We start from the raw sequence: 12,771 nt of genomic DNA on the forward strand, positions 1-12,771 counted from the left end.
CTGCTTCTCCCCTTTCGCAGATGAACAACCCGAAGCCTTGCCAGCGCTGGCAGGCGAAAGGAGAGAGCCCATGGTATTGCGAATGATCCTTCGCAAGCTCATCCAGTCGCGCGTCGCATGTCGGATCCTGGCGGCCGTGCTGTCCATTCTTGCCGCGGAGCTGAACGATGTCGGCTCGTACAGCCGCAACTCGTATGGCAGCGGTAGTAGGCCGTACGACGTCGGGGCCCATAGCGATTGGAATTAGCTCCGCAGCTCGAGGAGGGGAGGCACCGGTTAGCATTTTCGGCGCCTCTTTTTTGGCTGGCACGCCCTTCGTGACCTGGTTAATCCCACGGAACGACGTGCCTCCCGTGAAACGCGGGCAGGCCGTCAACCGAGGGCCTGCGATGCAGGCTGCGGCACTCCGGCGGCACGGCCGGACCCGCTAACTCTCAGCGCGAGGAAGGCACCGCCGACCTCGGCACATGGCAGCAGTGGACGAAACGAAGGGAGTGCCACGCTCCGGTAGCAAGGCCGGGGCGCCCTTCGAACCCGATGGCTGACCTCGCGGCGCAACGCCGCACCTGATGGGTCAGCGCTTCGCAGCGAAGGCGCCGGCGTGCCCCGGCGCATCGGTGAAGTCTTGTCTCAGCAGAAAGCCGAGGAGATTGCCCTTCTCCTCGAACTCCGTGAGGAGGTCCGCCACCTCCGCGCCGCAGTCGCAGAACTCAAACGCCAGCTCGCAGTCCCCGATCCCATCGCGCTCTCCGTGGAGGAGGCGGCCACTCGATTGGGTTGCGGTCGCACCCAGGTCTTCAAGTACCTCAAGGAAGGACAGCTACGACGAGCCAGTAAGCTCGGCCGCCGGGTGATGGTCACCGTGGAGAGCATCGAAGCTCTCAGCATTCATCAGCCGACACAGGAGCAGAAGCGCCCGATGAGAAACCGGAGTCAGCGCAAAGCCACCGGCCTCCGTACCGCCATCCTCGCCCTACCCCTGACCGGCGGAGCCTGACCTCGGCTGCATCGCTACCGGGTCCTGCGGGTGGTACAGCTTGAGGGGGATGGCAATCAGCGGCGGGACCTCGGTTCCGTCGTAGAACTTCGAGGTCGTCCGGGAAGACTGATGGCCAAGTACGGAAGCGACAACGTCCAACGGCACGCCACCCCGAGTCGCCTTCACTACCGTGCCCTCGTTTTTTGCCCACGTCGCGAAGCTGTGTCGGAGTTCGCCGGGGTTGAGCGGCGACTGGCCTGCGCGCACCGACGCGTACCCGATGGACTCCCGGACGGTATTCCTGCCCGGTGCCGCCCCCCTCGCCTGGAGCCGCTGTGCCGCGGCCAACCCCTGGGCATCCAGGCTGATGATGTGGACGCGGCCGTTCTTGTGCAGGAAGCGCGCGGTACCCGCGATACCCGAAGGGTCGTTGATGACACGCAGTTCCCCCTTCCCGGACGCCAAGCGCTCAATCTCCGAGTTGTGCATGCCGGTCTTGGCTCTCAGGCACAGTACGTCCCTGACCACCTGGGAGTTCACGGCCGCATACAGCTTTTCCACCTGCGCCATGGTGTAGCCCTTGGTCCGCACGCCCTTCTCCGCGACCGCAGGAGGGACCTTCAGCGCCAGCGTGGGGTCCTCGCTGGCCTTGATGCGATCCTCCTCCCGGAGCCACGAGAAGAAGCTCTTGAGCGTGATGATCCGCATCTTCCTGGCCGTGGACCATTGACTGAGCGCGCGGCGCAGCTCCAGCAGGGTGACTGTCCTCAAGTCCCTGCGAGCCAGTACCTCAGCCCACTGAGACAGGTAGGTTCGCGCATCACGCCGGTAGCCCCCACTCCGCTCCTTGCTCGCCAGGTGCAGCAGGAAGCCCTGAACGGTCTCGGCGTCCAGGAACACGGCACTCCCCTGTGGAGCACCTGCGGACTGGACCTGGGCTCGATAACCAACGGGGTCCCGATCAAAGAGGGCCAGTTCCGCCAGAGCGGCACGTTCACTCCCGACCTCGAGCTTGATGCTGTACCTCACGCCCGACACCGAGCGCTCCAGCTGGTAGACCGTCTCCCCCTCCTTGTTCTGGTACGTCCGGCCACCGGCCCAGCTTCCCGTCCACTTCGGCATTGCAACGACCCCCGGCTACGTACAACCTGCACCTACGTACAACTTACGTACAAGGCACATATTCCATGGGGTTTTCAGAGGGAGCAGGACCAAGCTTCAAAACCGGTGGGGGGCATGGAGACATGTCCCTGGGAGGTTCGATTCCTCTGTCCTACCGACCCGTTTCTCCTCTGGAAACGAGCGTTTGCGGCTCGTGCCCATCGGACCCAAGTGTTCGCCTGCGTTCGGGGGCGTCCGTTTGATTACGTCCCTGGTGTTTGCGTCCCCTGCCTTTACGTCCCTGACTGGGGCGCGTCTCGGGACGGAACGTTGCCGAGAGTGCCCGCTCTACCTTCCGAGAAACAAGCCCGCGCACATCTCAGAAGGAAGTACAAAGAGCCGCTCTCCCTCAATGACCGGGAGCACAGGTTCTCCGCAGCCTAGCGGACCCTCCTCTGTGGATGCGCTCGGATCCAAGACACAGGCATGCAGGAGCGAGAGATCCAGATCGCCCGTGACCACAGGGGATTGGGCGATGAGCACGCAATGCTCAAGGATGCATTGCTTCGCTACCTGGATCCATACGAACAGCAGCAAGTTCAGAGACGGGACGTCTTTGCCTGCTTCGTGGGATTTGATTTCACGAAGTACAAGGAGTTGCAAAAACTCCCGCCTGAACAGGTCGAGGCGAAATTCAAGAAACTGTTCGACGCCCGCGTGCAGGAGGTGATGGATCTTCTGAAGGATCGCCTAGGCGGTGCGGGGATGGACGTGATCAACTTCGAGTTTTTCCTGATCCCGTTTCCATCAGTGGCCAATTTCCGCACCGCGTTCTTCGACGCCACAGGACTGCCCTGCGATGCTGATTGAACTTGCTGAGCGGATTTGGGCAAACCCGAAGTTCCAAGCCGAGTTGACGGCACTGGTGAGTGCGGAGTCCGACACGCGACGCTTGGATTGATGCCAGTATCCAGGGGAAGTGTCGCGGAGCTGAGCCATCCCCTCATATTGGACCGAAAACTTCCCGGAAAACGGATTGTTCGGCCAGCAATTCAACGAATCGAGCCATCAAGGGCAGAAGCGTGTCTTCGGGCATCATGGGAATGGCCTGGTAGTATTCGCAGCCTTGCCTGAAGAGAGAGTAGGTCCGCGTCTTCACCGTATTGGCCTTGAGGTAGCGCTCCATTCCCAGGCTCTCTCCCGCCGCGCCCAACAGGGTCAGTAGCGCACAGGCCAGCGCGCTCACCAGGAGCAACCGGTCCCGTCTCTCCGTCGAGCGCACCTTCACCCAGGACAGGCCCATTCCGAAGCACAAGTCCTTCATGTCCCGGAACGTCTCCTCCGTCCGGAAGCGCTTGGAATACAGCCCCACCACGAAGGCCGCCGTAGCCTCCTTGAGACTCGTCGCCAGACACCAGGCTTCCTTCATTCCCTTCTTCCTCACGCACACCACCGCGGCCACGGGGGCCTCGTCCTGCGTGACTCGCGCCCCCTCCAATCGCAGCGCACGGCCCGACTCCGGCACCCACTCGCCCGCGCTCTTCTTCTCTCCTTTCTCATCCGTGACTTGAATGCACTGGCGGAAGCGCACCACATAGTCAAATCTCAACTGCTCGAGCAAGGCGTAGAACTTCTGGTCTCCAAAACCCCAGTCAGCCAGCACCGTGAGCCGCACCCCCTCGGGCACCACCTCCCGCAGTCGGTTGAGCACGAAGTCTTCCGTGTCGTTGCGCATCCCCTCCAGCGCGGATTTCTCCACGGTGTGCCACACCAGCGGCGTCGTGCGTCCATGGCTCGCCACCAGCGAGGCCACCAACGTCGCGTGCCCATCGGCGTCGAAGTCCGTCCAGTCCAGGGCGACGACGGCCTCGCTGCGCTGCCCCAGCACATACGGCACCCACAGGGCGAAGAGCTCCCAGACGTCAATGCCCTGATTGGACAAGAGCCGGTCCACCTGTTTCACGCCATGCTTGCTGCGTGTGCCCCGGGCCCAGGCCAGGGCTTTTCCAATGATGTGCACCCCCAAGCCGGCCGCGTGGATGACGCCCAGGACCGCATAGGACAAAGAGAGAATGCGCTTGGCGTGCAGATCCTCCTCGAAGAGCGACTCCAGGAAATCGTGGACCTGTTGTTCATTGAGGCGAGGCTTGCGCATGACCGCAGAAGTAATCACGCCGGTCCTACTTCTCGCACCACTCAGCCTACACATCGCCCCCTTGCTCCCCTGCTAAAATGAGGGGATGGCTCAGGCGGCTGGGAGGAATCCCCATGAAGCTGTGCTGCACGACTGTGATGATGGTTCTCCTCTTCGGGTGTGGCACTGCCTCCTGGGTCGAGCGCCTGGACACAGGCCAGACCGACCCTCTCGTCTTCACCCCTCGTTCGGGCGCCAGGCCAGAGGACTGGCACGAGGCCTCTCGAGAGAGAGTCGCGCGGCAGAGCTCCCTCACGGCCCAGCTGGTATTTCGCAGTGCCGTTCTCGACGTATCGGGCTCCACCCGCCGCATCTCCGCAGAACTCTCCAAGCTCAAGGCCAGTGGGCGTGGCCTCGCCAGCGGCAACGGCGTCTTCCTCCGCTACGTCGATTACGGCGCCCAGCAACTGCGGTGGATGGACGCCCAGCTCGCCGCCGCCACCCGGCTCGCCAACACCGCCTCGGAGGTGGAGGACCCGGACATGCAACTCGCCCTGCTGCGCCTCGCCGGCCCACGGCTTGAAGCCTCCATGATGGGCTCGCTCCTGCTCGCCGTCTGGCTCGACTTCCTCACCCTCGCCGACGTCGCGCTCAGACAGCACCTCTACCCCGTGGAGACGCTCTTCGTGGACATGTGGCGCAGGCAGAAGATGCTCGGGCCCGCCATGACGGCGCTCTCCTCTCGGGAACACGGGCTGGTGGAGGCCGCGGCGCAAGACGTGCCCCCGCTGGTAGGCCACCTCACGGACGAGTTCGCAGCCACCGTGGAGAGAATGCGCGTGGCAGCGGAGAACCTCCAGAAGTTGCTGCTGCTCAAGGAGGCCATCGAGTCCATCACCATGCTCTCGACGATGAGGTTTTCGCTGCCCTCGGTGCCTCCGTCCGCTCCCGCCCTGGTCGGCATCGGCCTGGCGGTTGGCAGCGACGGCGTGATGATGGGCACGCGCCTTGTCGTCTCCGCCGAGTGGGTGGAACTGGTGCGCCATCTGGTGCGCGCGGGCGTCCTCTCCCTGCCCGTCGTCAGCGCCGCCGTGCGGATTCAGGCCGGACAGGCGATGCAGGCGCAGGCACACGGTGAGCTGCCCAGGGGCGTGCGCGAAGCACTGGGAGATGGGCCCGAGGTGCGGGGCATGCACGTGACGAGCAGTGCGGGGGCCGGCATGAACGAGCCGCCGCGGCACCACGTCATGCCGAAGGAGTTCCGCGAATGGTTCGAGAAGCGCGGCTTCACCGACGAGATGGACATCGATCAGTTCTGCGTCAAACTGGAGCAGGCACACCACCAGGCAATACATGGCGGTGGCGACTGGAAGCTGGGGCGCACATGGCCGGGTGAATGGAACCGGATGATCATGGATAGGCTGAGTAAAGCCGAGAGTGAGGCAGGCCGCATGTTGACGCGGAATGAAGTCCTGCGCATCGTCGCAAAGAACATGAGGGACTATAAAATCCCGATGAACTTCGTTTCCGGGAGAGGGCGATGAGTGACGGAGGTGCTTGGCGGGGGAACATCAGGGCTCGCCTGTATGAGCGGGTCCGCGAGCGCGGTTACGATTCGCTCACCGCCTTCGCCGAGGCACGCCCTGCCGTCCCGCTGTACGTGCTGGCCGATGAGCTTGGCAAGGACGACGTCGCTGCGGTGCAGGTGTTCAGTGGATTGCTCGCCGAGGCAGAGCGGCGCAAGCAGGTCACGCATTTGGTGCGCGATGTGCTCGTACGAGAACTCGCCGAGAGCCTCCCCGAAGGCTGGCCGGCTGTGATGGACAACGCCAACCGTTTCAAGGTCGCTGAGGCGCTCGGCTCTTGGTTTGCCTATACCCCAGAAACCCACCGAGAGCGTGCCGATCAGGTCATGGCAGCGCTCCGTGCCACGCCACCGCCGCCCGGCTGGCGTCCGCTCGGGCCCGACGACGAGTTGCTGCTCACGCTCCTTCCTGACGAGGAAGCCTGAGTTTCACCTCTTGGTCGAGCCATACCGCTGCGGTGGCGGCACCTGCCGGCGCCGGTATCAGCCGGGCACACCAGGCAGGACGGCGGCGTGAGCCCTACTCTCCTGCCGCTGCTGAGCATCTTCGTCCGAGCTCTGGGCGCAGGAGGCGCGGGGCACCTTCACCCTCAAGTTGTGGGACGAGAACGGAGGCCGGCTTGTCACCCTCGGCAACGTGACCTTCCCGTGAACCCTGTCCCGGGGATTGCTTTACCCAATCGGTATTCTTCCGGACTGGCTACCCATGGAGGGATGGCCGGGAGGAATCCCCATGAAGCTGTGCTGCACGGCTGTGATGATGGTTCTCCTCTTCGGGTGTGGCACTGCCTCCCGGGTCGAGCGCCTGGACACAGGCCAGACCGACCCTCTCGTCTTCACCCCTCGTTCGGGCGCCAGGTCAGAGGACTGGCACGAGGCCTCTCGAGAGAGAGTCGCGCGGCAGAGCTCCCTCGCGGCCCAGCTGGTATTTCGCAGTGCCGTTCTCGACGTATCTGGCTCCACCCGCCGTATCTCCGCAGAACTCTCCAAGCTCAAGGCCAGTGGGCGTGGCCTCGCCAGCGGCAACGGCGTCTTCCTCCGCTACGTCGATTACGGCGTCCAGCAACTGCGGTGGATGGACGCCCAGCTCGCCGCCGCCACCCGGCTCGCCAACACCGCCTCGGAGGTGGAGGACCCGGACATGCAACTCGCCCTGCTGCGCCTCGCCGGCCCACGGCTTGAAGCCTCCATGATGGGCTCGCTCCTGCTCGCCGTCTGGCTCGACTTCCTCACCCTCGCCGACGTCGCGCTCAGACAGCACCTCTACCCGTGGAGACGCTCTTCGCGGACATGTGGCGCAGGCAGGAGATGCTCCAGCCCGCCATGACGGCGCTCTCCTCCCGGGAGCACGAGCTGGTGGAGGCCGCGGCGCAAGACGTGCCGCCGCTGGTAGGCCATCTCACGGACGAATTCACGGCCACCGTGGGGAGAATGCACGTGGCGGCGGAAAGCCTCCAGAAGGTGCTGCTGCTCAAGGAGGCCATCGAGACCGTCACCATGCTCTCGACCATGAGGTTTTCGCTGCCCTCGGTGCCTCCGTCCGCTCCCGCCCTGGTCGGCATCGGCCTGGCGGTTGGCGGCGACGGCGTGATGATGGGCACGCGGATTGTCGCGTCCGCCGAGTGGGTGGAACTGGTGCACCAGTTGGTGCGCGCGGGCGTGCTCTCCCTGCCCGTCGTCAGCGCCGCCGTGCGGGTTCAGGCGGGCCAGGTGATGCTGGCGCAGGCGCACAACGAGCTACCCAAGGGCGTGCGCGAGGCGCTGGGCGATGGACCCGAGGTGAGGGCCATGCACGAGACGGGCAAAACCGGGGCAGGCATGGCCGAGCCGCCACAGCACCACGTCATGCCGAAGGAGTTCCGCGAGTGGTTCGAGAGGCGCGGCTTCACCGGCGAGATGGATATCGACGAGTTCTGCGTCAAGCTGGAGCAGGCGAAACACGAGGCCATTCACGGTGGCGGCAACTGGAAGCTGGGGCGCACATGGCCGGGTGAATGGAACCGGATGCTCATGAAGACGCTGCGCGACGCCGAGGTTGAAGCTGGCCGGATGTTGACGCGGAACGAGGTCATGGACATCGTCGCGGATCGTATGAAGTTCTACGACATCCCGATGAATTTCACTCCTTGGAGAAGGTGATGACCGACGGACGTTCCTGGGAGGGCAACTGGACGGTGCGCCTGTACGAACGGGTCCGCGAGCGGGGCTACGACTCGCTCACCGCCTTCGCAGATGCGCGCCCGACCGCTTCGCTGGTGGCGCTGGCAGAGGAGCTTGGCAAGGACGACGTCGCCGGGGTGCAGGTGTTCAGAGGGTTGCTTGCCGAGGCGGAGCGAAGCCATCGGGTCACACGCCTTGTCCGCGGACAACTCGTGCGTGAACTGTGGGCATGTCTCCCAAACGGCTGGCCGACCGTTATGGATGACGCCAACCGTTTCAAGGTTGCCAAGGCAATCGGATTGTGGAGTTCCCTTACCCCAACAACCCATGAGAAGCGCGTCGAGCAAGCTCGGGCAGCGCTTCGTGCCACGCCACCACCGCCCGGTTGGCTCCCGCGCGGGCCCGACGACGAGTTGCTGCTGACGCTCCTGCCCGACGACGAAGCCTGAGCCTCACCTCCTTGGAGAGGAAGACGAGTGAGGACCGTTCCTGGGAGGGCAACATAAAGGCACGCCTGTATGAGAGGGTGCGCGAGCGCGGTTACGATTCGCTCACCGCCTTCGCCGAGGCGCGCCCCACCGCCTCGCTAGTGGAACTGGCGGATGAGCTTGGTCCCGATGACATCGCGGCAGTGCAGGTATTCAGCGGGTTGGTTGCCGAGGCGGAGCGGAGTCGTCGCGTCACACGGTTGGTGCGCGGCCAGCTCGTGCGTGAACTGGCCGAAGCACTCCCAAACGGCTGGCCGGCAGTGATGGACGATGCCACCCACTTCAAGGTTGCCGTGGCACTCGCCCGTTGGGGTACCTACACACCGGAAACTCATGAGCAGCGCGTCGAGCAAGCCAAGGCAGCGCTTCGCGATTCTCCGCCACCACCCGGCTGGCATCCCCTCGGGCCCGACGACGAGTTGCTGCTAACGCTCCTTCCAGACGAGGAAGCCTGAGTTTCACCAATAAGTACGGCGCCCACAGCCCACCCGATGCCTGGGCTCGGTAGAGCGGAGAGCCAGCTCTTGGTTCTGTTATCCTGCCTGATTCCGGAGGTTGTGCACATATCCGCGAACAACGCCCTTCCTTCCGGTGGTACGAGGACCCACGTGGACAATGATCCGAGGGGCGCCACGCCATGAACGAGAGGGACATGCCCGACCTTCCACCCGGTACGAGCATCAACGGCGCGGTGGTGGAGGAGCTGGTCAAGGCGGGAGGCTACGGCACCGTCTACAGAGCGAGAGACCTGGTCTCCGGCACGCTCCTCGCCATCAAGTTCATCCCGCTCTACCGGGCCAAGGAGTGGGCCATGCGCGAGTCCATCATCGCCAGGCACTTCCGCCACGAGAACCTCGTGCAGCAGGTGGGCTTCGGCTACTGGCCTCACGTTGCGTATTCCGGCGAAGTGGAACACCCGTTCCGGCCATGTGGAACAGTCGGAGCGTCAGCGACGCTGGCCGGGGTTCACTTCGCCCCCTTCTTGGCCCGGGTCAAATTGTCACTCCTCCACTGAACGAGACCCATGTGGACCACAGAATCCCCAGTGCGAAGGGGGGTCCCAGCGAGGTCGACAACGGCCAGGTACTCTGTCGGGATTGCAATCTCAAGAAGGGCGACAAGGTCCCACCAGGGAAATGAGCATCATGGGCCCGATGAACACGGATGACATGGTGAAGATTGTCTTCAAGCTGGAGAAGGACGAGGACGACTACCCTCCCGCGGACTACGAAAGCGTCTGGGCCTTCCCCGTTGGAGAAGGGCTGTTCCGGATCGACAACATCCCCTTCTTCGTCACGGGAATTGCCCTCGGAGATGTCGTCTCGGCCATCTCCGATGGAGGCGAGCTCCGTTTCCAGAAGGTCGTACGTCCCTCTGGACACAGCACGCTGAGGCTCATCATCTACGACAAGAACGAGGTGCCCACTGTCCGTAAGCTCCTCGAGGAACGAGGGTGTACGAGCGAGGGCAGTCACATCCCAGGCCTGATTTCCGTGGATGTTCCCCCCTCCGTATCCCTGGCTGAGCTGAGAGCGATGCTGGATGAAGGAGAGGCTCAGGAGCGGTGGGGGTATGAGGAGGCGTGCCTCGCCTCGCCCGGGGAAGGTGACAAAGGACTCCGCTGAACGGGTGTGAGGGGGTTACGCCCTGAACCATCCCCTCATATAGCGTACGGCCCGGCTCTGGCACCCACTCGCCCGCGCTCTTCTTCTCTCCTGTCTGCGTCGTGACTTGAATGCACTGGCGGAAGCGCACCACATAGTCGAACTTCAGCTGCTCGAGCAGGGCGTAGAATTTCTGGTCCCAAACCCCCGGTCGGCCAGCACCGTGAGTCGCACCCCTCGGGCACCACTTCCCTCAAACGGTTGAGCACGAAGTCTTCCGTGTCGTTGCGCATCCCCTCCAGGGCGCTCTTCTCCACCGTGAGCCACACCAGCGGCGTGGTGCGTCCATGGCTCGCCACCTCGGCGTCGAAGTCCGTCCAATCCAAGGCGACGAGCGCTTCACTTCTCTGCCCCAGCACATACGGTACCCACAGAGCGAAGAGCGCCCAGACGTCGATGCCCTGATTGGACAAGAGACGATCCACCTGTTTCACGCCATGCTTGCTGCGTGTGCCCCGGGCCCAGGTCAGGGCTTTTCCAATGGTGTGCACCCCCAGGCTGGCCGCGTGGATGACGCCCAGGACGGCATGGGACAAGGAGAGAATGCGTTTGGCGTGCAGGTCCTCCGCGAAGAGCGACTCCAGGAACGTGTGGAGTTGCTGGTCATTGAGGCGTGGCTTGCGCATGACCGCGGAAGTAATAGCGCCCGTCCTACTTTTCGCACCACTCAGCCTACACACCGCTCCCTTGCTCCCCTGCTAAAATGAGGGGATGGCTCAGGGTCACCCCCCTTCACCGCCCGATGGCTTCCGAGGTGCATCGACAGTTCCTCGGGTGGGACTTCCACCCACTGGTGACGTGCACCTTTCACGGCGCACCCAAATTTGGACCAAATCCGGAGGCGTAGGCGTGTGCCCCAAGAGGGCTGCACCGCCTCTCCACCGGCCCGGCGCACAGTCCTGGCGGCACCCGTCAGCGGCCCTCCTCCGCCCCTCTGCACCAGCACATTCCCTCCACAGGCCTTCCATCCTTCTTATACGCCCGGAAGCGGGACGAGGTGAGAGGGCCGGAAGGACGCCCGCTGCTCACGTCGGAGGCTTGGTTCCCCAGCGAAACCATTCTAGGCTTGGTACCAAGTTGTGCCGCTCCTGGAGTCAACATATGGGGATTCCATCCACTCCATCAACCCATCGCGTTTCGGCGGGCGAGACTTTGTCGAAGATCGCGCAACGGTACAAGACCACGGTCGACGCATTCGTAAAAGCCAATCAAATCCCGAATCCCGATCTCATCCAGGTCGGCCAGATATTGAAGATTCCGGTATCCGGCACGTCCCAGAAAGCAAAGCCATCGGGAACTCCTCCCACCGCCGTTCAGACGGTCCCTTTCAAATTCCAGACGCTGCCCTTCCTCCAGCAGACGAGCACCGTCACCGAGGAGGTCTTCAAGATCGAGGGCCAGGACTATGTCTTCACGACCTCGAACAACCAGACCTCGATCGCCCTGCGTCCTGACTCTTCGGCCTTCCGTTTTGGCCAGCAGCCCAAGCAGGTCTGGTTCGTCACCAGGGACAATGGTTTCCCTTTGTTCGCGCTACGTCCCAACAAGCTGGATAGCATGTTGCTCGACCCAGCGGCGATAGGCAACCCGTTCAGCCCGGTGAAGGAGGGCGCTCCCTTTCGGGTCTTCACAGCCAAGCAGATGTACTCCTACGAAAAGGGCTTCCAGTGGTTCGAGCCGCTCGCGGATCACTATAGAGAGCTCATCTGGGTCCATCCCGGAACCGAAACAAAAAGTTCGCCGGCCTACCAAGCGTACAAACACTTCACCTGGAAGAACATCGTCGACTTCTCCAACGTCGACAGATGGTCCATCAGTTACGGCAGGAAGAACGAGGGAGACTGGAAGCACAACAAGAAGGACGGGGCAGATGGTTTTCTGCTCGTCAGTATCGAAGGATATCCCTACTGGGCAGATGCCATTGGCCAGATTCCCTTCGCGGTGGATACATACAAGTCCAAGCTTGAAGACACGGGGGATAAAGACAAGGCCATCATTCAAACAGTCAAAACGGGCATCAAGCACGGCGACGGCTCGATCTTCTTCACCAATAAGGACAGCTCAAACAACTACGACAACTTCATGGTGCTGAGAGGAGCGCTCTGGGCCGCCAATAATCACACCTTCACCAAAACGCAAACAGAGATCTCCGCCGGATACGGAGAGAGCGTCACGCTCACGAAAATCAATGTCCACTACAAGCTCCGGGACATGAATGATTTGAAGAACCCCATCACCAACCTCCCACTGAGCAAGTATGGCGTGTGGAGAAAGAAATGAAGAGAAGGCTTCTGCATCTCTTCATCCATGCGAGTGCCACGGCGGTATTCCTCGTGCTCGGATTCATCGCCTTCTCCTTCCATGAAGAAGTCCGTGGACGCCCCCCCGCTAGCGGGGTCTCCCTTGGGCTCACCATGGAACTGATCGTGATGGTTCACCTGGTACTCAATCTCATGATGGCACTCGTGCCTCGGATTTCGCTCAAGCTGGCGGGAGTCGTCATGTTCGTCGCCACGACGGTCTACTATCTGCTTCCCGAGCATCCAGTCAGGGCCCTTTTCCTGGCAGTGGCTGGCGCGAGCTGCTGCCTCCTGGCCATTTTGCTCTGTAGCCGTGTCCCCCCTCGAGCCCAGGTTGGGTGAACGAAGTGGCTCCTGGGA

At 62.9% G+C, this 12,771-nt stretch carries 15 protein-coding genes and 1 pseudogene; 13 read left to right on the forward strand and 3 right to left on the reverse strand.

What is annotated here, in order from left to right:
• Positions 1–70: 70 nt before the first annotated feature.
• The gene (locus NR810_RS23800; RefSeq protein ID WP_257455630.1) at positions 71–247 is read left to right on the forward strand and encodes a hypothetical protein; all 177 of its coding nucleotides are present in this window, start codon (positions 71–73) and stop codon (positions 245–247) included.
• A gap of 354 nt (positions 248–601) precedes the next feature.
• Complete coding sequence (locus tag NR810_RS23805) at positions 602–997, forward strand: helix-turn-helix domain-containing protein (RefSeq protein ID WP_257455631.1); 396 nt, start codon at positions 602–604, stop codon at positions 995–997.
• Here the strand turns inward: NR810_RS23805 and NR810_RS23810 are convergent.
• Positions 974–2,101, reverse strand: coding sequence for a tyrosine-type recombinase/integrase (locus NR810_RS23810; protein WP_257455632.1), 1,128 nt, complete (start codon positions 2,099–2,101; stop codon positions 974–976). The genes NR810_RS23805 and NR810_RS23810 overlap by 24 nt on opposite strands.
• Positions 2,102–2,566: 465 nt before the next feature.
• Between NR810_RS23810 and NR810_RS23815 the strand changes: the two genes are divergently transcribed.
• The gene (locus NR810_RS23815) at positions 2,567–2,950 is read left to right on the forward strand and encodes a DUF1837 domain-containing protein (RefSeq protein ID WP_257455633.1); all 384 of its coding nucleotides are present in this window, start codon (positions 2,567–2,569) and stop codon (positions 2,948–2,950) included.
• A 133-nt stretch (positions 2,951–3,083) separates the two neighbouring features.
• Here NR810_RS23815 and NR810_RS23820 read toward each other — a convergent pair whose 3' ends face one another.
• Positions 3,084–4,235, reverse strand: a complete 1,152-nt coding sequence (locus NR810_RS23820) for an IS4 family transposase (protein WP_257455875.1) — start codon at positions 4,233–4,235, stop codon at positions 3,084–3,086.
• 113 nt (positions 4,236–4,348) lie between these two features.
• Between NR810_RS23820 and NR810_RS23825 the strand changes: the two genes are divergently transcribed.
• The 8 genes and pseudogenes from NR810_RS23825 (at position 4,349) to NR810_RS23860 (ending at position 10,072) form a co-directional block, all read left to right on the forward strand.
• Entirely contained in the window at positions 4,349–5,758 is a 1,410-nt protein-coding gene (locus tag NR810_RS23825) for a TIGR02269 family lipoprotein (protein WP_257455634.1), read from the forward strand.
• Entirely contained in the window at positions 5,755–6,225 is a 471-nt protein-coding gene (locus NR810_RS23830; protein ID WP_257455635.1) for an NUDIX hydrolase, read from the forward strand. The genes NR810_RS23825 and NR810_RS23830 overlap by 4 nt, the downstream gene beginning before the upstream one ends.
• Positions 6,226–6,532: 307 nt before the next feature.
• Positions 6,533–7,938, forward strand: a pseudogene (locus tag NR810_RS53025) (DUF2380 domain-containing protein).
• Positions 7,938–8,408, forward strand: a complete 471-nt coding sequence (locus NR810_RS23845; protein ID WP_257455640.1) for an NUDIX hydrolase — start codon at positions 7,938–7,940, stop codon at positions 8,406–8,408. Before NR810_RS53025 ends, NR810_RS23845 begins: the two are co-directional and overlap by 1 nt.
• A gap of 11 nt (positions 8,409–8,419) precedes the next feature.
• Positions 8,420–8,902, forward strand: a complete 483-nt coding sequence (locus NR810_RS23850) for an NUDIX hydrolase (RefSeq protein WP_257455641.1) — start codon at positions 8,420–8,422, stop codon at positions 8,900–8,902.
• Between the two features lie 197 nt (positions 8,903–9,099).
• A complete protein-coding gene (locus NR810_RS23855) occupies positions 9,100–9,462 on the forward strand; it encodes a protein kinase family protein (RefSeq protein WP_257455643.1) in 363 nt (120 codons plus the stop codon).
• A complete protein-coding gene (locus tag NR810_RS52860) occupies positions 9,375–9,587 on the forward strand; it encodes an HNH endonuclease (protein WP_407653823.1) in 213 nt (70 codons plus the stop codon). Before NR810_RS23855 ends, NR810_RS52860 begins: the two co-directional genes overlap by 88 nt.
• A gap of 5 nt (positions 9,588–9,592) precedes the next feature.
• Positions 9,593–10,072, forward strand: coding sequence for a DUF4265 domain-containing protein (locus tag NR810_RS23860; protein WP_257455644.1), 480 nt, complete (start codon positions 9,593–9,595; stop codon positions 10,070–10,072).
• Between the two features lie 35 nt (positions 10,073–10,107).
• On the opposite strand, the gene NR810_RS23865 is transcribed toward NR810_RS23860, so the two are convergent.
• Positions 10,108–10,737 (reverse strand): hypothetical protein, encoded by a 630-nt coding sequence (locus NR810_RS23865; RefSeq protein ID WP_257455645.1) that lies wholly within the window; start codon positions 10,735–10,737, stop codon positions 10,108–10,110.
• Positions 10,738–11,212: 475 nt separating this feature from the next.
• Here NR810_RS23865 and NR810_RS23870 point away from each other — a divergent pair, with 475 nt between their 5' ends.
• Together NR810_RS23870 and NR810_RS23875 are read left to right on the forward strand one after the other, a co-directional pair.
• A complete protein-coding gene (locus NR810_RS23870; protein WP_257455646.1) occupies positions 11,213–12,391 on the forward strand; it encodes a LysM peptidoglycan-binding domain-containing protein in 1,179 nt (392 codons plus the stop codon).
• On the forward strand, positions 12,388–12,753 hold the full coding sequence (locus tag NR810_RS23875; RefSeq protein WP_257455647.1) for a hypothetical protein: 366 nt from the start codon (positions 12,388–12,390) through the stop codon (positions 12,751–12,753). The genes NR810_RS23870 and NR810_RS23875 overlap by 4 nt, the downstream gene beginning before the upstream one ends.
• Positions 12,754–12,771 lie beyond the last annotated feature (18 nt).

The organism is Archangium lipolyticum (assembly GCF_024623785.1).
GTDB lineage: Bacteria > Myxococcota > Myxococcia > Myxococcales > Myxococcaceae > Archangium > Archangium lipolyticum.